The following is an 18,048-nucleotide window of genomic DNA, read 5'->3' on the forward strand; positions in this document are numbered from 1 at the left end:
CGCGAGATTGAATCGAATCCTGAAAAGTCGCCGCAAAGCGATTCAAATCAAACGGCGATCCCGAACGAGTTCAGGTCCGACCTGAGCTTGTCCGCGCCGGTAAAGAGCACGGCCTGCCAGCCCGCCGCCCGTGCGCCCTCGACATTCTTCCGGCTGTCGTCGATGAACAGCGACGCCGCCGGATCGAGATCGAAGGACCTGGCGTGGTGCTCGTAGATGGCCGTATCCGGCTTGATGAGCCCGACCTCGCCCGAGACGGTGACGCCGCGCGGCAGGTCGAGGAAGACGAAGCGGCTTCGCGCTTCCGCAAAGGTGTCGGCGGCGAAATTGGTCAGCATCGTCACGTCGCGGCCGGTTTCGACCAGCCGCTCCATCAGCGCCACGCTGTCGTCATAGGCGTGCGGCACCATTTCATGCCAGTGCCGGCGGAAATTGCGGATGTTGTCGGCATGGCCGGGATGCTCGGCGATCAGCAGCGCCTCCGCTTCCTGCCACGACCGGCCGCGATCCTGCTCGATGTTCCAGGCGCTGGTGCAGACATGGTCGAAGAACCATTGCCGCTCGGCCGCGTCGGGAATGAGCCGGCTGAAGGGAATGTCCGGATCGTAGTGGATCAGCACCCTGCCGATGTCGAACACGATGTGACGGATTTCGGTCATGCTTTGCCTTTTGCCTGCGCACGCTTTTTCGTGGCGCCCGGAATAGCAAGCTCTATCGCCTTTTTCATGACGGTGGGCAGGGCCTCGCCCAGCACCCCTTCGGGACCCGACCAGAAATGATCCTCCGGCGCCGCGCCGACGGCAGCGGCATGGTAGACTTCGAGCTCCAGCGAAAAATGCGTGAACACGTGGCCGATGCGTCCGGCATGGCGCCAGCCCGCCGGGAAGGGGGCCGCGTCCGCTCCGGTTTCGCCGTCGACGCGCGCGGTCCAGCCGGTGGTGGGCACCTCGCTCATGCCGCCGAGCAGGCCTTTTTCGGGGCGCTTGCGCAAAAGCACCGCGCCGTCGCCCCGCACCGCCACGAAGGCGGCGCCCCGGCGCAAGGGCTTTTCCGGCTTTGCGCCGCGCACGGGCAGGCGCTCCGGGTCGCCATTGGCCAGGGCGCTGCAATCCTGACGCAGCGGGCACAGCATGCAGCGCGGCCGTCGGGGGGAGCAGATCGTGGCGCCGAGATCCATCGTCGCCTGGGCGAAATCGCCCGGGCGTTCGCCCGGCACCAGCCGCTCGACCTGCGCACGGATTTCGGCCTTTGCCTCGGGCAGCGGCGTTTCGATCGAGAACAGCCGCGAGACCACCCGCTCGACATTACCGTCCACCACCGCCGCCGGCCGGTCGAAGGCGATTGCCGCGATTGCCGCGGCCGTGTAGGGGCCGATGCCGGGCAGGGCGCGCAGGCCATCCTCCGTGTCGGGGAACAGGCCGCCCCGCGCGGCGACAAGATCGGCGCAGGCCTTGAGGTTGCGGGCGCGCGAATAGTAGCCCAGCCCGGCCCATGCCTTCATCACGTCGTCGTTCGGCGCCGCCGCCAGCGCCTCCACCGTCGGCCATTTGTCCAGGAAGGCGCGGAAATAGGCTTTTACGGCCTCCACGGTGGTCTGCTGCAGCATCACTTCCGACAGCCACACGCGGTAGGGATCGGGCCGGACCCCGCGCGCCAGTGCGCGCGGCGGCACTCGCCAGGGCAGGTCGCGGTGATGCGCGTCGTACCAGGCCAGCAGCAGGGCGGCGATGCCGTGTTGCGTCTGCTGCTTGCAGCCGGAGGTCGGGAATGTCATGGATCAAACAAGATGAAGATCGAAGATTTCATGTCGGCCGCCCGGTCGTATGCGGCACCTGGATAGAGGCATGGCAGGCAAACCATCTTTCCGCAACCCCGTTCCGGTCAGCGATCTGGCGGGCGGCATCCTCGATCCGATGCTGCGGCGGCGCACCGGGATGTCGCTGGCGTTGGTGCAGTCGTGGGAGGAGATCGCCGGCCCGCGCCTTGCCGCCCGCTCGCGGCCGGAAAAGATCCAGTGGCCGCGCCGGCTCCACGAGGACGACCCGTTCGAGCCCGCCACGCTGGTCGTCGCCTGCGAGGGCGTGGCGGCTCTGCACCTGCAGCACGAGACAGGCGAGATCATCGGCCGCGTCAACGCCTTTCTCGGCTTCACCGCTGTCGGCCGCATCCGCATCGTGCAGAAGCCGATGGCGGCGGGCAAGGTGCGGGAAAGGCCGGCGCTGCGGCCGCTTTCGCCAACCGAAAAGGCCCGGCTGGCGGGGTCCGTGGCGGGGATAGAAGACGAGAGCCTGCGCGCTTCGCTGGAGCGGCTGGGCGCATCCATCCTCGGCGAGCGGAAGTAGCGGTTTGCCGCACGCCAAGATTGTGACGCAAATCTCGCGCTTTAGTGATCGCGGCCGGGCATTTGTACATTGGCTTGGGGGCAACCATGGCTTAATTCGCGCAAACGCTCGCCTTTTCGTGTCTTTGCATTGCAAACTTCAACCATAGCTCAGGTGATTCGCATGAACCGCTTCCTGTCCCGCAGAACCGTTCTGTCCACGCTGGCTACCGCCCCGGCGGCGCTCGTGCTGGCAAGCAGCCGCGAGCTTGGAGGCCAAGCCAGGGCGCAGGATGCCATGAAGCCGGCGGTCGAGGCGCCGACGCCCTCGGGCACGGTCGACATGAAGGAACTGCTCAAGCCGGGCGCGCTGCCCGACGAGGCGATGGGCAAGGAGGATGCGCCGGTCACCATCGTCGAATATGCCTCGATGACCTGCCCGCATTGCGCGCATTTCAACGACACGACCTTCCCCGAGCTGAAGGCGAAATATATCGACACCGGCAAGGTGCGCTACATCCTGCGCGAATTCCCGTTCGATCCGCGCGCAGAGGCCGGCTTCATGCTGGCGCGCTGCGCCGGCGACAACTATTTCCCCATGGTGGACGTGCTGTTCAAGCAGCAGGACAACTGGGCGACGGCCCAGAACGCCAAGGATGCACTGTTCCAGATTTCCAAGCTTGCCGGTTTTACACAGGAGAGCTTCAACGCCTGCTTGACGGACCAGAAACTTCTGGACCAAGTCAGGGCGGTGCAGAAGCGCGGCGCGGAGGAGTTCAAGATCGACTCCACGCCCACCTTCTTCATCAACGGCAAGACCTACAAAGGGGCGATGTCGATTGAGGAAATGTCGGCCATCATCGACCCTCTGCTCTGACGTCCTGACGGTGCCGGAGCGGCCGCGCTTCGGCGCGCGCGGCCGCATGGGGCGGCGCGCATGAAATTCTCGCGCCTGCGCCTGCTCGGCTTCAAATCCTTCGTGGAGCCCGGCGAGTTCGTCATCGAACGCGGCCTCACCGGCATCGTGGGGCCGAACGGATGCGGCAAGTCGAACCTCGTCGAGGCGCTGCGCTGGGTGATGGGCGAAAGCTCGTACAAGAACATGCGCGCGTCCGGCATGGACGACGTCATCTTCTCCGGCTCCAACACGCGGCCCGCGCGCAACACCGCCGAAGTCACGCTTTTCCTCGACAATTCAGACCGCACCGCGCCGCCCGCCTTCAACGACGCGGATGAATTGCAGGTCTCGCGCCGCATCGAGCGCGAGGCCGGCTCGGTCTACCGCATCAACGGCAAGGAGGCGCGCGCCAAGGACGTGCAGCTTCTGTTCGCCGACCAGTCCACCGGCGCCCGCTCGCCCTCCATGGTGGGGCAGGGGCGCATCGGCGAGCTGATCCAGGCCAAGCCCCAGGCACGCCGCGCGCTGCTGGAGGAGGCGGCCGGCATTTCGGGCCTGCACACCCGCCGCCACGAGGCCGAGCTGCGGCTGAAGGGCGCCGAGCAGAATCTGGAACGGCTGGACGACGTGGTCGGCGAACTGGGCGGCCAGATCGAGAGCCTGAAGCGGCAGGCCCGGCAGGCCTCGCGCTTCAAGAACCTGTCGGCCGACATCCGCAAGGCCGAGGCCACGCTTCTGCACCTGCGCTGGGTGCAGGCCAAGGAGCAGGAGGGCGAGGCGCGCTCGGCGCTGGCTTCCGCCACCTCGCTGGTGGGCGAGCGCGCGGCTTTCCAGATGGAGGCCGCCAAGGCGCAGGCCATCGGCGCGCACAAGCTGCCCGAACTGCGCGAGGCCGAGGCCGCCGCCGCCGCCGCCCTGCAGCGCCTGACCATCGCACGCACACAGATCGAGGAGGAGGCCACCCGCATCCGCTCGCGCCAGGGCGAACTCGACCGCCGCCTGCAGCAGCTCGACGCCGACATCGCCCGCGAGGAGCGCATGGTGCGCGAGAACGCGGACGTGCTGGAGCGCCTGGCCGAGGAAGAAGCCGTCCTGAACGAGGAGAATGCCGGCGCCGCGGAGCGCGAGGCCACCACCCGCGCCGCCTTCGAGGCCGCCGCCGCGACGCTTTCGGCGAGCGAGGAGGCGCTGGCCAGGTTCACCGCCGGGCGGGCGGAAGCCGCCGCCTCGCGCACCCAGGTCGAGCGCAGCCTGCGCGACGCCGCCGAGCGGCGAGACCGTTTCGCGCGCCAGCTTGCCGAGGTCGACCGCGACCTCTCCGAGATCGGCGCCCGCATCGCCGCGCTGGCCGATCCGGCCGAGAAGCGGCTGCTGGCGGAGCAGGCCGTGGCCGCGCAGGAGGAGGCCGAGGCTGCGGCCGGGCACGCCGAGGAGGCGGTGGAAGCGGCACGCGAGGCGGAGGATGCCGCCCGCGCGCCGCTGCAGGAGGCGAAGGCCGAGCTTGCCCGCGTCGAGACCGAGGCCCGCACGCTGGCCAGGATGCTGAACGCCGCCGGCGGCGGCGACCTGTTCCCGGCGGTGCTGGAGCAGATCGGCGTGGAGCGCGGCTACGAGACCGCGCTGGGCGCGGCCCTCGGCGAGGATCTCGACGTGCCGCTGGACCGCGCGGCGCCCGTCCATTGGGGCGACAGCGAGGTGCAGCCCGCAGATCCCGCCTTGCCGGAAGGGACGAAAAGCCTTGCCGGCGTCGTGCGCGCGCCCGCCCAGCTTGCCCGCCGGCTGGCGCAGATCGGCATCGTCGATGCCGTGGATGGAGCCCGGCTCCAGAAGCTGCTTGTCCCCGGCCAGCGGCTGGTCAGCCGCGAGGGGGCCCTGTGGCGCTGGGACGGCTTTACCGCCAGCGCCGACGCGCCGACGCCCGCCGCGCTCCGGCTGGAGCAGAAGAACCGGCTGGCCGAGCTGGATGCCGAGGCGGTGGATGCCACGCGTGCGCTGCGCGCCGCGGAGACCGCGCTGGCCGAGGCGCAAGGCGTGCTTGCCCGCAGCACGGAGGCCGAGCGCGCCACCCGCCAGGCCGTGCGCGACGCCCAGCACGCGCTGGATGCCGCCCGCACCGCCCTGTCGCAGGCCGAGAAGGCTGCCGGCGAGCTTTCGAGCCGGCGCGAGGCGCTGGCCGAGGCGCATGCCCGCGTGGTGGAAAGCCATGAGGAGGCGGCTGCCGCTGTCGAGGAGGCCGAGGCGCAGCTTGCCGATGCGCCCGACATCGGCGACCTCCAGCTCAGGCTGGAGCAGGCCGCCGCCCATGTCGCGCGCGACCGTGCCGCCCTTGCCGATGCCCGCGCCGTGCATGACGGGCTGACCCGCGAGGCGCAGGCGCGCACGCGCCGGCTGGAGGCGATCGCCACCGAGCGCCGCAACTGGCTGTCGCGCGCCGAGAACGCTTCCCAGCAGATCGCCTCGCTGGCAGAGCGCAAGGAAGAGGCCGAGGAGGAGCGGGAGCGGCTGGCCGAGGCACCGGACGAGATCGACGCCCGCCGCCGTGGCCTGCTTTCGCAGCTTGCGCAGGCCGAGGACCTGCGCAAGGCCGCGGGCGACCGCTTGCAGGAGGCCGAGAACCTGCAGGGCGGGCTGGACAAGGCCGCCACCGCCGCCATCCAGGGCCTGGCCGAGGCGCGCGAGGCCCGCGCCCGGGCCGAGGAGCGCCTGACCGCCGCCGACGAACGCCGGCAGGAGGTCGAGGCGCGCATCCACGAGACGCTCAACACGCCCCCGCATCTCGTCATCCGCCATACCGGGCTGGAGGCCGACGCGCCGATGCCCGACGCCGGCGAGGTGGAGCGCCAGCTGGAGCGGCTCAAGATCGAGCGCGAGCGGCTGGGCGCGGTCAATCTGCGGGCCGAAGAGGAGCAGAAGGAGCTGTCCGACCGGCTGGAGGCCATCGTTTCCGAGCGCGAGGACATCATCGAGGCGATCCGCAAGCTGCGGCAGGCGATCCAGAGCCTCAACCGCGAGGGGCGCGAGCGGCTGCTGGCGGCCTTCGACGTGGTCAACGGCCATTTCCAGCGCCTGTTCGCGCATCTGTTCGGCGGCGGCACGGCCGAGCTGCAGCTCATCGAATCCGAAGACCCGCTGGAGGCCGGACTCGAAATCCTGGCCCGCCCGCCGGGCAAGAAGCCGCAGACCATGACGCTGCTGTCCGGCGGCGAGCAGGCGCTGACGGCCATGTCGCTGATCTTCGCCGTCTTCCTCACCAATCCGGCGCCGATCTGCGTGCTGGATGAGGTGGACGCGCCGCTGGACGATCACAATGTCGAGCGCTTCTGCAACCTGATGGACGAGATGTCCGCCTCGACCGAGACGCGCTTCGTCGTCATCACCCACAACCCCATCACCATGGCGCGCATGGACCGCCTGTTCGGCGTCACCATGGCGGAGCAGGGGGTGAGCCAGCTCGTCTCGGTCGACCTGCAGGCCGCCGAGGCCATGCGCGAGGCAAGCTGAACCATGCCCATTCTCGTCACGGGCGCTGCCGGCTTCATCGGCAGCCATGTCTGCCTCCGCCTGCTGGAACGGGGCGACGAGGTGGTCGGCGTGGACGACATGAACGCCTATTACGACCCGGCGCTGAAGAAGGCGCGGCTCGCCCGCCTGCTGGGCCGGTCGGGCTTTTCCTTCCACGAGATGGACATTGCACAGGAAGGTGCGCTGGAAGCCTTTTCCGGCGCCGGCATCGACAGGGTGGTGCATCTGGCGGCGCAGGCGGGCGTGCGCCATTCACTGGAAAACCCCCGCGCCTATCTGCGCTCCAACCTGGCCGGCCATCTCGAGGTGCTGGAGTTCTGCCGCTTCCTGCCCGCCTTCAGGCACCTGGTCTATGCCTCGTCCAGCTCGGTCTATGGCGGCAACACCAAGGTGCCGTTCAGCGAGGGCGACCCGGTCGACCATCCGGTGTCGCTCTATGCGGCCACCAAGAAGGCCGACGAACTGATGAGCCATGCCTACGCGCATCTCTACGGCATTGCGCAGACGGGCCTGCGCTTCTTCACCGTCTACGGCCCCTGGGGCCGGCCCGACATGGCTTACTGGCTGTTCACCGAGGCGATGCTGGAAGGCCGCCCGGTCCGCGTCTTCAACAATGGCGAGATGTGGCGCGACTTCACCTATGTCGACGACGTGGTCGACGCGGTGGTGGCCGTGCTCGACCGCCCGCCGGGGACGGGCGAGGGCGCGCCGGCGGGCGTCTACAATGTCGGCAACAACCGGCCGGTGCGGCTGGGCGATTTCATCGACACGCTGGAGAAGGTGCTGGGGGTGACGGCCGTGCGTCGCGACGAGCCGATGCAGCCGGGCGATGTGGAACGCACCTATGCCGACCTTGCCGCGATCCGGCGCGATTTCGGCTTCACGCCGAAAACCTCGATCGAGGAAGGCTTGCGGCGCTTCGCCAACTGGTATCGCTTCGAGTGGAAGAAGTAGCGGCGGCCGTTTCGGCCCGTCGCACGGTTGGCTGGGGCGCCAGGATTCGAACCTGGGAATGTCGGTACCAAAAACCGATGCCTTACCGCTTGGCGACGCCCCACCAGTGCCAGGACCCGATGCCGGGCCATGACTCGGTGTGAGCGGCCTTATAGGCAGGGCCGGGCAAAAGCACAATCGCCAACCGCCTCGCCGGCGCACGAAAATTCTCTGGCGCGGCCGGCTTGGCGGCGGCCTGTCGAAGGCGGGCTGCCCGCTCGGCGCCTACTCGCTCCACACCGCCAGTTCGTTGCCGGCGGGGTGGAGGAAATGGAAGCGGCGGCCGCCGGGAAAGGCGAAGATCGGCCTGGCGATGGTGCCGCCGGCATTTTCCACCGCGGCCAGCGTTGCCTCCAGGTCATGCGAATAGAGCACCGGAAGCGGCCTGGCCGCCGCCTCCGAGGCGTCGGCCTGGAAACCGCCGTCGAGCCCTTCGCCGAAGGCCGAATAGGTGGGGCCGTAGTCGGTGAACGACCATGAGAACGCCTCGCTGTAGAACGCCTTGACGCTGTCCAGTGTGCCGCCGGTGGCCGGCAGTTCGAGATAGTCGAGCTTGCCTGTCCGTTTCATGATTCATCCTTGAATGTTCCCTTTATGTTCTATCGCTAAAGGCGCTGGCGCGCAAGCGGCATGGTGGACGGCCCGGCTCGCAGAGGGATTTTCGGCTCGCCGCCGCGCTGCTGCCGGCCGGCTTCGGTGGAACCGGAACGACTTGAGCCTTTCATGGCTACACGGAACCATTCTGCCGGGCCGCTTCGGGCCAAATCCGTCGGGCTTCGGCAGCGGCCGATGCACCACATCGACCTCGCCGAACCCCTCGACCTTGGCCCAAATCTGCTCCGGCAGAATGGTTCCGTGTAGCCATGAAAGGCTCTAATCGATTGTAGGTGTCGAACCGTCTTCTCGCGCCTTGCGTTTCGCGGCCGCTCCCCCTATCGCTCGCCCGGAAGCCAGGATCGGGGCGGATTTCCAACCGGCGCAGACTGAGGAGCAAGCATGACCAAATGGGTCTTCACCTTCGGCGACGGCGCGGCTGAAGGGCGTGCCAGTGACAAGAACCTGCTCGGCGGCAAGGGCGCCAACCTGGCCGAGATGTGCAGCCTGGGCCTGCCGGTGCCGCCCGGCTTCACCATCACCGCCGAAGCCTGCAACTGGTACTATGCCAACGGCCGCGCCTATCCGGATGCGCTGAAAGCGCAGGTGGACGCAGCCCTCGGCCACGTCGCCCGGCTCACCGGCCGCAGTTTCGGCGATCCGCAGAAGCTGCTGCTGGTCTCCGTGCGCTCCGGCGCCCGCGCCTCGATGCCGGGCATGATGGATACCGTGCTCAATCTCGGCCTCAACGACGAGACGGTCGAGGCGCTGGCCGCCGATTCCGGCGATGCGCGCTTTGCCTATGACAGCTACCGCCGCTTCATCCAGATGTATTCCGACGTGGTCATGGGGCTGGACCATGAGGTGTTCGAGGAAATCCTGGAGGACCGCAAGGCGAGCCTCGGCCACGACCTCGACACCGAGCTGTCGGCGGCCGAATGGCAGGACGTCATCGCGCTCTACAAGGCCCGCATCGAGGAGGAGCTTGGAAAGCCCTTCCCGCAGGATGCGCGCGAGCAGCTCTGGGGGGCGATCGGGGCGGTGTTCTCGAGCTGGATGAACCAGCGCGCCATCACCTATCGCCGCCTGCACGACATTCCCGAAAGCTGGGGCACGGCGGTCAACGTGCAGGCCATGGTGTTCGGCAACATGGGAGAGACCTCCGCCACCGGCGTCGCCTTTACCCGCAATCCGTCGACCGGCGAGAAGGCGCTCTACGGCGAATTCCTGGTCAACGCCCAGGGCGAGGACGTGGTGGCCGGCATCCGCACGCCGCAGAACATCACCGAGGCCGCGCGCATCGCCGCCGGCTCCGACAAGCCTTCGCTGCAGAAGCTGATGCCGGAAGCCTTCGCCGCTTTCGTGGACATCTCCCAGCGGCTGGAAAACCACTACCGCGACATGCAGGACCTGGAGTTCACCATAGAGCGCGGCAAATTGTGGATGCTGCAGACCCGCTCGGGCAAGCGCACCGCCAAGGCCGCGCTCAAGATCGCCGTGGACATGGCCAATGAGGGCCTGATTTCGAAGGAAGAGGCGGTCGCGCGCATTGACCCGGCCTCGCTCGACCAGTTGCTGCATCCCACCATCGACCCGAAGGCCGAGCGCCATGTCATCGGCGCCGGCCTGCCGGCTTCTCCCGGTGCGGCCACCGGCGAGATCGTCTTCACCTCCGACGAGGCCGAGGACCTGCGGGCGCAGGGACGAAAGGTCATCCTGGTGCGGGTGGAGACCAGCCCGGAAGACATCCACGGCATGCATGCCGCCGAGGGCATTCTGACCACGCGCGGCGGCATGACCAGCCATGCGGCGGTGGTGGCGCGCGGCATGGGCAAGCCCTGCGTCTCGGGCGCCGGCTCGCTGCGCGTCGACCAGCGCAACGGCACGCTGATGGCCATGGGCGTGACGCTGAAGAAGGGCGACGTCATCACCATCGACGGCGGCAACGGCCAGGTGCTGAAGGGCGCGGTCGCCATGCTGCAGCCGGAACTGTCGGGCGATTTCGCCGCCATCATGGAATGGGCCGACGCCGCCCGGCGCATGAAGGTGCGCACCAATGCCGAGACGCCGGCGGATGCGCGCATGGCGCGCTCCTTCGGCGCGGAGGGCATCGGCCTGTGCCGCACCGAGCACATGTTCTTCGACGGCGACCGCATCGTGGCCATGCGCGAGATGATCCTGGCCGACACGGAAAAGGAAAGGCGCGCAGCCCTTGCCAAGCTGCTTCCCATGCAGCGCTCGGATTTCCTGGAGCTGTTCGAGATCATGGCCGGCCTGCCGGTGACGATCCGCCTGCTCGACCCGCCGCTGCACGAGTTCCTGCCCAAGACCGAGGAGGAGATCGCCGAAGTCGCCGAGGCCATGGACGTGCCGGCCGACAGGCTGCGCCACCGCACCGAGTTGCTGCACGAGTTCAATCCCATGCTCGGCCATCGCGGCTGCCGCCTGGCCGTGACCTATCCCGAGATCGCCGAGATGCAGGCGCGCGCCATTTTCGAGGCCGCGGTGGAAGCGGGCAAGAAGGCGGGCGCACTGGTGGTGCCGGAAGTCATGGTGCCGCTGGTCGGCCTCAAGAAGGAACTGGACTACGTCAAGGCCCGCATCGACCAGGTGGCCGAGGCCGTGATGGCGGAGACGGGCGTGCGTTTCGACTATCTCGTCGGCACCATGATCGAACTGCCGCGCGCCGCCATCCGCGCCCATCTGATCGCCGAGACCGCCGAATTCTTCTCCTTCGGCACCAACGACCTGACCCAGACCACTTTCGGCATCAGCCGCGACGACGCCGCTTCCTTCCTCGAAGCCTATCGGCAGAAGGGCATCATCGAACAAGACCCGTTCGTGTCGCTCGATGTCGATGGCGTCGGCGAACTGGTGCGCATGGCGGCCGAGAAGGGCAGGGGCACACGGCCCGACATCAAGCTCGGCATCTGCGGCGAGCATGGCGGCGACCCGGCCTCCATCCGCTTCTGCGAGGAGGTCGGGCTGGACTACGTGTCCTGCTCGCCCTTCCGCGTGCCGATCGCTCGGCTGGCGGCGGCGCAGGCGGCCGTGCGCAAGGGCAAGGGCGCCTGAAAGGCAAGCCGAAGCAGCGGCTTGCGGCGCAAAGGCGAATCGTTTCCGGAGCGCCTTGAAGTGCCGCCGCAAGTTTGCCGTTTTCGGCGCCCACAGCGCCGTCCGACATCGATCGGGGTTGCCATGCGCCTGTTTGCCGGCCTTTCCGTGGCCATTCTGCTTTCTGCCGGCGCTGCCGGCGCCGGGCAGGCGGGGCTCGTCGAGCCGGCGCTCCATATCGCGCCGGGCGGGGCGGGCGCCCCGCGCGTGGCGCTGACTTTCGACGCCTGCATGGGCGCCACCGACATGCGCATCCTGTCGACGCTGATCGACAACCGCATGCCGGCCACCATCTTCGTCACCGCCCGCTGGCTGAAGCGCAACCGGGACGTTTTCGCGCAGATGCGGGCGCATCCGGACCTGTTTGAGATCGAGAACCACGGAGCCATGCATGTGCCGGCGGTCGATCGGCCGGCGAAAATCTACGGCATCGCCGCCGCCGGCTCCCCGGGCGCCGTCGAGGCCGAGGTGGAGGGCGGCGCGGCTGCGATCCGTGCGGCCGGTGCGGCGGCTCCCGGCTGGTTCCGCGGCGCCACGGCGCGCTACATCCCTTCGGCGATCGCGGCGATCCGCAGGCGGGGCTTCCGCATCGCCGGCTATTCGGTCAACGGCGACGGCGGCTCGCTGCTCGGCGCCCGCGCGGCGGAGAAACGCATTGCCGCCGCCCGCGACGGCGACGTGGTGATCGCCCACATCAACCAGCCTACCCACGCCGCGGGCGAGGGCGTGGTGAAGGGCCTGCTTGCGCTCAAGGCAAAGGGCTATTCCTTCGTGAAGCTGTCCGACGTTCAGGCGGACGGCTCGGACGGGACGACCGCCGCGGCAAACGTCGGTTTCTGAGGCGCGCCGGTCAGGCCGCCGTCTGGAACACGTCCATCAGCCCGGCATAGGCGGCGGCGATGCCGGCCACCGGGTTCGCGCTGCGGGCCGCCGTTTCCACCTTCAGCGCGCCGCCCCTCGTGGGCAGGGTGAGCAGCAGGAACTGCCGGTCGCCGCCCACGCCGATCGAGGCGGCGGCCACATGCTCGCCCTGGCCGTCCCTCTGGACGCACATCTTGAACAGCAACTGGCCGCCCACGGCTTCCAGCGCGCCGCCGACGGCCTGGACGAAATCATCCTCCGACACGGTCTCCGGCCTTTCCGGCTCAAGCTCGGTGAGGCTTTCGACCAGCGCCGTCTCGAGCGCCTCGTCGTCGATCCGGGAATCGTCCTGGCGGGTTTCTTCCGTTTGAGGGTCCACCATGCGGGCCTCTTTGCATCTATCAACAGCGCCCCCGCTCAAGCATAGATTCCTCGCCACGATGGCTGCATTGTGGCGCCGGGCTGCCGTAACGTGACGTCTGGACATTGGCGCGCTTCGATCCACAATGCCGCCGAAAGGGAGGAACCGACAGTGCTTGGACTGATGCAGGAATGGCCGCTTCTGTGCCACAAGTTGATCGACAACGCGGCAACGCAGCATGGCGGGCGCGAGATCGTGTCGCGCTCGGTGGAGGGGCCGATCGTGCGCACCACCTATGCCGAACTGCGGCTGCGCGCGCTGAAGGCGGCCCAGAGGCTGGAGCGCGACGGCTTCGCCCTGGGCGACCGCGTCGCCACGCTGGCCTGGAACACCGCCCGCCACCTCGAGGCCTGGTACGGCATAATGGGCATCGGCGCCATCTACCATACGCTGAACCCGCGCTTGTTTCCCGAACAGATCGCCTGGATCATGAACCATGCGCAGGACCGGGCACTGTTCGTCGACCTGACCTTCCTGCCGCTGGCCGAAAAGATCGTGCCGCAGGTGCCTTCGGTGGAAAAGGTGATCGTGCTGACCGACGCCGCCAACATGCCGGCCACCTCGCTTTCCGGCACCGTGGCCTATGAGGAATGGCTGGCCGAGGCCGATGGCGACTTCCGCTGGAAGAGCTTCGAGGAGGAGACGGCCGCCGGCATGTGCTACACCTCCGGCACAACGGGCGACCCCAAGGGCGTGCTCTACAGCCACCGCTCCAACGTGCTCCATGCCATGATGGCGGCCATGCCCGACGCCATGGGCATCTCCTCGCGCGACGTGGTGATGCCGGTGGTGCCGATGTTCCACGCCAATGCCTGGGGCCTGGGCCAGAGCGTGCCGATGACCGGCGCCAAGCTGGTCATGCCGGGCGGGCGGATGGACGGCGCCTCGATCTATGAACTTCTCGACACCGAGAAGGTGAGTTTCACCGCCGCCGTGCCCACCGTGTGGCTGATGCTGCTGCAATATCTGCAGGAAACCGGCAACAAGCTGCCGCATCTGAAGAAGGTGGTGATCGGCGGCTCGGCCTGCCCGCGCATGATGACGCAGAAATTCCAGGACGACTATGGCGTCGAGGTCGTCCATGCCTGGGGCATGACCGAGATGTCGCCGCTCGGCACGCTCTGCACCCTGAAGCCGGAATATGCCGGCCTCGAGGGCGAGGCCCGGCTGGACGTGCAGCAGACGCAAGGCTTCGCGCCGTTCGGCGTGGAGATGAAGGTGACGGATGATGCCGGCAACGCGCATCCGTGGGACGGCAGTACCTTCGGCCGGCTGAAGGTGCGCGGGCCGGCCGTGGCGCGCGCCTATTATGGCGGCGCGGGCGCCGAGCAATTCGACGCGGAGGGCTGGTTCGATACGGGCGACGTGGCCCATATCGACCCGCATGGCTACATGCAGATCACCGACCGCGCCAAGGACGTCATCAAGTCCGGCGGCGAGTGGATCTCCACCATCGCGCTGGAGAACCTTGCCGTCGGCCACCCGGACGTCGCCGAGGCGGCGGTGATCGGCGTGCCGCATTCGAAGTGGCACGAGCGGCCGCTGCTGGTGGTCGTGCGCAAGCCGGGGCGCGAGCCGGCGGCGGCCGACATACTGGCCTTCTTGGAAGGCAAGGTGGCGAAGTGGTGGATGCCGGACGACGTCGCCTTCGTCGCCGAGATTCCGCACACCGCCGCGGGCAAGATCCTCAAGACGGCGCTGCGGGCCCAGTTCAAAGACCATCGCCTGCCCACGGACAACCCGGCCGCCGGATGACGGGGACTTTCGGCTTCCAACCGGCCCGGAACCGCTTTAAAGCTCAACCGGAACCCGGGGCTGGTGCGGCGCGACATGACTGAATATCCCGAGCGGCGAGTGTCGAGGTCGGGCCGCTGGTCGCGGCGCGTCGGCGCCTTTTCCCTGGTGCTGCTGCTGACCGTCTGGACGGGGCATCATTTCGGTCTCACGGAGACGCCGGCCTTTCTGTGGGTGCTGGCGCTGGTGGCGCTGCTGGCGGCGCTGGCGCTTCTGCTCGCCGGCCTCGCCTTTTCCCGCTTGTGGAAATTCGGCGACGAGGGCGGGCGCGACCTGACCGTGGGCGTCTTGCTGGCGGCGCTGGTACTGGTTCCCTATGGCTTCATCGGCTGGCGCGTGGCGACCCTGCCGGCGCTCAGCGACATCTCCACCGATCAGGACGATCCGCCCGTGCTGGACCTGGATACGCGCACGGACGGCATGAACGCGCTCGTTCCGCCGACGCCGGGCGAAAAACGCCTGCAGGGCCAGGCCTATCCGCTGGTGATCGGCCACCGCTACGACCTGCCCTTCGACGAGGCGCTGGATGCCGTCGAGACCGTGGTGAAGGAGCAGCGCTGGCAGGCGAACGCCCCGTTGCCGCCGACCGACGACGTGCGGGACGAGGTCACCATCGCCGCCCTTGCCCGCTCCTTCATTCTCGATCTTCCCGCCGACGTCGCCGTCCGCGTTGTCACGGACGGCGATTCGACGCTGGTCGACATGCGCTCGGCCTCGCGTTACGGCCGCCACGACCTCGGCGACAACGCCGCGCGCATCGTCGCCTTCTTCGACGCCCTCGACCGGGAAGTGGCCGGCCGGATCGGCACGGCGCCGGATCAGTAGGAAGGGAAGAAAATCCCCTCCAGCGACGGATCGCCCTCGCTGCGGGCGGCGCCGCGCGCCACCAGGTCCTCCAGATGCGCCAGCACGGAAAGGCCGGCCGCGCCGTGCAGGCGCGGGTCGGTGTCGCGGTAGATCGCCTCCACGATCGCCTTGATGGTGCGGTCGCCCGCCCTGAGCCGCTCCAATATGGCGCGCTCGCGCATGCGGCGGTGGGTCTTCAGCCCGCGCATGAAGCTGCGAGGCGCCGTCACCGGCCCGCCATGGCCCGGCAGCAGCAGCCGGTCGTCGCGCTCGATCAGGCGGTCCAGCGAGGCCATGTAGTCGCTCATGGCCCCGTCGGGCGGCGCCACGATGCTGGTGGACCAGGCCATGACATGGTCGGCCGAAAACAGGATGCCGGTGCCCTCCAGCGCGAAGGCGGCGTGGTTGGCGGCGTGTCCCGGCGTCAGAACGGTGCGGATCGCCCAGCCGTCGCCCTCGGTCAACGCGCCGTCGGCGAGCGCGACGTCCGGCCGGAAATCCATGTCGGCGCTGGCGTCGAGCGGGTTTTCCTCGCCGATGCGCAGCGGCCGCGCCGGCCTGTGCGGCCCCTCGGCCAGCACCGGGGCGCCGGTCTCGGCCTTGAGCCGCGCGGCAAGCGGCGAATGGTCCCGGTGCGTATGGCTGACGAAGATGTGGCTTACCGGCCGTCCGGCGATGGCGCCGAGCAGGGCCTTGAAGTGCGCCTCGTCGTCCGGACCCGGGTCGATCACCGCCAGCGTGTCCCTGCCGACCAGATAGGTGTTGGTGCCGTGGAAGGTGAAGGGCGAGGGGTTCGGCGCGGTAAGGCGCGCCACGTCCTTCACCTTGCCGCCTGCGGGGACGGCGCTGCCATAGGCCGGATCGAACCGGGCGTCGAATTTCAGCGCCATGGAAAACCTCGCGGGCGTGGGAAGGGTGGCGAAAGCGATTGCCGCTTAGCACGGAAGCCAATATAGGGAAACGCGACGCGTCATCGACGCGACGGTCACGAATCGGAATTGGGGAAGACCATGGCAAATGCTATCACGATGCGTCCGCTTGTTTCCTTTGCCTTGCCGCAGAAAGGCGCGGCACGCCTTGCGGCGCAGTTCGGGCTCGCGCTCGGCGGAACCCTGCTTCTGACCCTGTCGGCCAAGACCAAGGTGGTGTTCGGCCCCGTCGACATGTCGCTGCAGACGCTGGCCGTCATGCTGATCGCCGCCTCCTTCGGCCTGCGGCTGGGCCTTGCCACGCTGATGCTTTACATGGCCCAGGGCGCCATGGGCCTGCCGGTCTTCCAGAGCACGCCCGAGAAGGGCATCGGCCTTGCCTACATGCTCGGCACCACCGGCGGCTATCTGGCCGGCTTCGTGGCCATGGCGGCCATCGTCGGCTGGGCGGCCGATCGCGGCTGGGACCGCAGCCTGGTCAAGTTCACCGGCGCCCTGCTGGCGGCCGAAGCGGTCATGATGGCCATGGGTTTCGCCTGGCTGGCGGTTCTGATCGGCGCCGACAAGGCCTGGCAGTTCGGCGTCGTGCCGTTCATCGTGCCGGACCTCATCAAGGTGGCGCTCGCCGCGGCCCTGGTGCCGGCGGTGTGGGCGCTGCTGCCGAAGCGGCAGTAACGCACCCGGCGGTTCCGGGGCGGTTCCGGCAGGGGCGGCCGGCAAGGCTGCCCCGTATTCGGAAGCGCCGGCAACACGAGGCGCCCTGATGACGATCGCTCTCACAGGCGCTTCAGGCATGGTTGGATCGGCGGTCTTCGCCGAATTGACGCAGGCGGGCCGCAAGGTCCGCCTGTTGACGTATCGGGAGCCTGCGCCCGGGACGGGCGTCGAGGCAAGAAGGCTGCCGCCGGCCGGCGCCGATGTCTCCGATTTCGAGGAAGCGTTGCGTGGTGCGAGCAGCATTATCCACTGCGCGGCCCTCAACAACGATGCGGGCGCCACCTCCGAGGCGCTGTTCGAGGCCAATACGAGGCTGGCCGGTAAGCTGGCGCAGGCCGCTGCTTCCGTCGTTCCGGGCCGGTTCGTGCATCTGTCGTCCATCCGCGCCGTGGCGGGGGCGGAAAGCCGGGCGTTCGTGAACGAGACGACGGCGCCCGCGCCCACCTGCGCCTACGGCGCCTCCAAGCTTGCCGGCGAGCAGGCCGTGCGGGAAGCCTTTCGCGACCGGCGCGGCCACTTCGTCATCCTGCGCCCCGCGCCGATCTATGGCGTGGGCATGCGCAGCGGGCTGCATACCTTGCTGCGGCTGGCCGATTCGCCCTGGCCGCTGCCATTCGCATCGCTCGCCGCGCCGCGTTCGCTGCTGTCGCTGGTGGGGGCGGTGCGCGCCATCATCCTGGCGCTGACGCGGGAAAAGCTCACGCGCACCGACTATGTCGCGAGCGATGCGGATCCGGTTTCCCTCGCCGACATCGTCGCGGCCTACCGCGCGGGCCTGTCGCGGCCGCGTCGCATGGTTCCGGTGCCGCCCTTTGTGTTTGCGACCGCGGCGCGCCTGGCGGGCCGGCAGGCGGCGTGGGCGCGTATCTCCGGCGGGCAGGTGTGCGATCCTTCGGCGCTGGCCGCGCTCGGCTGGACGCCCGAAACGGACAGCCGCACCGCCCTTTCCGCGCTGGCGCGGCGGCTGGCGGCGCCGAATTGAAGGGCACTCGTCTAAAACCCGAATGCAATTGTCCGTCCGGAAGACCGGTAGCTAGTT

15 protein-coding genes and 1 tRNA gene are annotated in these 18,048 nt (G+C 68.6%); 10 read left to right on the forward strand and 6 right to left on the reverse strand.

The window, feature by feature from the left end; all coding sequences use genetic code 11:
- Positions 1-47 precede the first annotated feature (47 nt).
- Together ACTDI4_RS08495 and mutY are read right to left on the reverse strand one after the other, a co-directional pair.
- Entirely contained in the window at positions 48-659 is a 612-nt protein-coding gene (locus tag ACTDI4_RS08495) for an HAD family hydrolase (protein ID WP_442840737.1), read from the reverse strand.
- Positions 656-1,774, reverse strand: a complete 1,119-nt coding sequence (mutY, locus tag ACTDI4_RS08500) for an A/G-specific adenine glycosylase (RefSeq protein WP_442840738.1) — start codon at positions 1,772-1,774, stop codon at positions 656-658. The genes ACTDI4_RS08495 and mutY overlap by 4 nt, the downstream gene beginning before the upstream one ends.
- Before the next feature lie 70 nt (positions 1,775-1,844).
- On the opposite strand from mutY, the gene ACTDI4_RS08505 reads away from it, so the two are divergent.
- The 4 genes from ACTDI4_RS08505 to ACTDI4_RS08520 all read left to right on the forward strand — a co-directional run bounded on the left by ACTDI4_RS08505 (position 1,845) and on the right by ACTDI4_RS08520 (position 7,694).
- Positions 1,845-2,342, forward strand: a complete 498-nt coding sequence (locus tag ACTDI4_RS08505; RefSeq protein ID WP_442840739.1) for a DUF721 domain-containing protein — start codon at positions 1,845-1,847, stop codon at positions 2,340-2,342.
- A gap of 162 nt (positions 2,343-2,504) precedes the next feature.
- The gene (locus tag ACTDI4_RS08510) at positions 2,505-3,197 is read left to right on the forward strand and encodes a DsbA family protein (RefSeq protein ID WP_442840740.1); all 693 of its coding nucleotides are present in this window, start codon (positions 2,505-2,507) and stop codon (positions 3,195-3,197) included.
- A gap of 60 nt (positions 3,198-3,257) precedes the next feature.
- Positions 3,258-6,719: a chromosome segregation protein SMC gene (smc, locus tag ACTDI4_RS08515; protein ID WP_442840741.1), complete on the forward strand. Its 3,462-nt coding sequence runs from the start codon at positions 3,258-3,260 to the stop codon at positions 6,717-6,719.
- 3 nt (positions 6,720-6,722) lie between these two features.
- A complete protein-coding gene (locus tag ACTDI4_RS08520) occupies positions 6,723-7,694 on the forward strand; it encodes an NAD-dependent epimerase/dehydratase family protein (RefSeq protein WP_442840742.1) in 972 nt (323 codons plus the stop codon).
- Positions 7,695-7,722: 28 nt separating this feature from the next.
- Here ACTDI4_RS08520 and ACTDI4_RS08525 read toward each other — a convergent pair.
- Positions 7,723-7,797: transfer RNA gene (locus ACTDI4_RS08525), tRNA-Gln, on the reverse strand.
- 161 nt (positions 7,798-7,958) lie between these two features.
- Positions 7,959-8,303, reverse strand: coding sequence for a VOC family protein (locus tag ACTDI4_RS08530; protein WP_442840743.1), 345 nt, complete (start codon positions 8,301-8,303; stop codon positions 7,959-7,961).
- Positions 8,304-8,729: 426 nt separating this feature from the next.
- Here ACTDI4_RS08530 and ppdK point away from each other — a divergent pair, with 426 nt between their 5' ends.
- Together ppdK and ACTDI4_RS08540 are read left to right on the forward strand one after the other, a co-directional pair.
- Positions 8,730-11,402, forward strand: coding sequence for a pyruvate, phosphate dikinase (gene ppdK, locus ACTDI4_RS08535; protein ID WP_442840744.1), 2,673 nt, complete (start codon positions 8,730-8,732; stop codon positions 11,400-11,402).
- A gap of 123 nt (positions 11,403-11,525) precedes the next feature.
- Positions 11,526-12,281: a polysaccharide deacetylase family protein gene (locus tag ACTDI4_RS08540; protein ID WP_442840745.1), complete on the forward strand. Its 756-nt coding sequence runs from the start codon at positions 11,526-11,528 to the stop codon at positions 12,279-12,281.
- Between the two features lie 10 nt (positions 12,282-12,291).
- Here the strand turns inward: ACTDI4_RS08540 and ACTDI4_RS08545 are convergent, their stop codons facing one another.
- The gene (locus tag ACTDI4_RS08545; protein WP_442840746.1) at positions 12,292-12,684 is read right to left on the reverse strand and encodes a hypothetical protein; all 393 of its coding nucleotides are present in this window, start codon (positions 12,682-12,684) and stop codon (positions 12,292-12,294) included.
- A gap of 150 nt (positions 12,685-12,834) precedes the next feature.
- Here ACTDI4_RS08545 and ACTDI4_RS08550 point away from each other — a divergent pair, with 150 nt between their 5' ends.
- The gene (locus ACTDI4_RS08550) at positions 12,835-14,478 is read left to right on the forward strand and encodes a long-chain-fatty-acid--CoA ligase (protein ID WP_442840747.1); all 1,644 of its coding nucleotides are present in this window, start codon (positions 12,835-12,837) and stop codon (positions 14,476-14,478) included.
- Between the two features lie 75 nt (positions 14,479-14,553).
- Complete coding sequence (locus ACTDI4_RS08555) at positions 14,554-15,342, forward strand: DUF1499 domain-containing protein (RefSeq protein ID WP_442840748.1); 789 nt, start codon at positions 14,554-14,556, stop codon at positions 15,340-15,342.
- Here the strand turns inward: ACTDI4_RS08555 and ACTDI4_RS08560 are convergent.
- Positions 15,336-16,253: an MBL fold metallo-hydrolase gene (locus ACTDI4_RS08560; protein WP_442840749.1), complete on the reverse strand. Its 918-nt coding sequence runs from the start codon at positions 16,251-16,253 to the stop codon at positions 15,336-15,338. The two genes, ACTDI4_RS08555 and ACTDI4_RS08560, sit on opposite strands and share 7 nt — an antisense overlap.
- A gap of 120 nt (positions 16,254-16,373) precedes the next feature.
- On the opposite strand from ACTDI4_RS08560, the gene ACTDI4_RS08565 reads away from it, so the two are divergent.
- Positions 16,374-16,967, forward strand: a complete 594-nt coding sequence (locus ACTDI4_RS08565) for a biotin transporter BioY (RefSeq protein WP_442840750.1) — start codon at positions 16,374-16,376, stop codon at positions 16,965-16,967.
- Between the two features lie 88 nt (positions 16,968-17,055).
- Positions 17,056-17,991, forward strand: a complete 936-nt coding sequence (locus ACTDI4_RS08570) for an NAD-dependent epimerase/dehydratase family protein (protein ID WP_442840751.1) — start codon at positions 17,056-17,058, stop codon at positions 17,989-17,991.
- Positions 17,992-18,048 lie beyond the last annotated feature (57 nt).

Origin of the sequence: Mesorhizobium sp. PUT5 (assembly GCF_052216645.1) — a bacterium.
GTDB lineage: Bacteria > Pseudomonadota > Alphaproteobacteria > Rhizobiales > Rhizobiaceae > Mesorhizobium.

Excerpts from the sequence above, each read along its gene's own strand:
- ACTDI4_RS08495 (WP_442840737.1), bottom strand. The coding sequence starts at position 659 with ATGACCGAAATCCGTCACATCGTGTTCGACATCGGCAGGGTGCTGATC.
- mutY (WP_442840738.1), bottom strand. The coding sequence starts at position 1,774 with ATGACATTCCCGACCTCCGGCTGCAAGCAGCAGACGCAACACGGCATC.
- ACTDI4_RS08505 (WP_442840739.1), top strand. The coding sequence starts at position 1,845 with ATGGCAGGCAAACCATCTTTCCGCAACCCCGTTCCGGTCAGCGATCTG.
- ACTDI4_RS08510 (WP_442840740.1), top strand. The coding sequence starts at position 2,505 with ATGAACCGCTTCCTGTCCCGCAGAACCGTTCTGTCCACGCTGGCTACC.
- smc (WP_442840741.1), top strand. The coding sequence starts at position 3,258 with ATGAAATTCTCGCGCCTGCGCCTGCTCGGCTTCAAATCCTTCGTGGAG.
- ACTDI4_RS08520 (WP_442840742.1), top strand. The coding sequence starts at position 6,723 with ATGCCCATTCTCGTCACGGGCGCTGCCGGCTTCATCGGCAGCCATGTC.
- ACTDI4_RS08530 (WP_442840743.1), bottom strand. The coding sequence starts at position 8,303 with ATGAAACGGACAGGCAAGCTCGACTATCTCGAACTGCCGGCCACCGGC.
- ppdK (WP_442840744.1), top strand. The coding sequence starts at position 8,730 with ATGACCAAATGGGTCTTCACCTTCGGCGACGGCGCGGCTGAAGGGCGT.
- ACTDI4_RS08540 (WP_442840745.1), top strand. The coding sequence starts at position 11,526 with ATGCGCCTGTTTGCCGGCCTTTCCGTGGCCATTCTGCTTTCTGCCGGC.
- ACTDI4_RS08545 (WP_442840746.1), bottom strand. The coding sequence starts at position 12,684 with ATGGTGGACCCTCAAACGGAAGAAACCCGCCAGGACGATTCCCGGATC.
- ACTDI4_RS08555 (WP_442840748.1), top strand. The coding sequence starts at position 14,554 with ATGACTGAATATCCCGAGCGGCGAGTGTCGAGGTCGGGCCGCTGGTCG.
- ACTDI4_RS08560 (WP_442840749.1), bottom strand. The coding sequence starts at position 16,253 with ATGGCGCTGAAATTCGACGCCCGGTTCGATCCGGCCTATGGCAGCGCC.
- ACTDI4_RS08565 (WP_442840750.1), top strand. The coding sequence starts at position 16,374 with ATGGCAAATGCTATCACGATGCGTCCGCTTGTTTCCTTTGCCTTGCCG.
- ACTDI4_RS08570 (WP_442840751.1), top strand. The coding sequence starts at position 17,056 with ATGACGATCGCTCTCACAGGCGCTTCAGGCATGGTTGGATCGGCGGTC.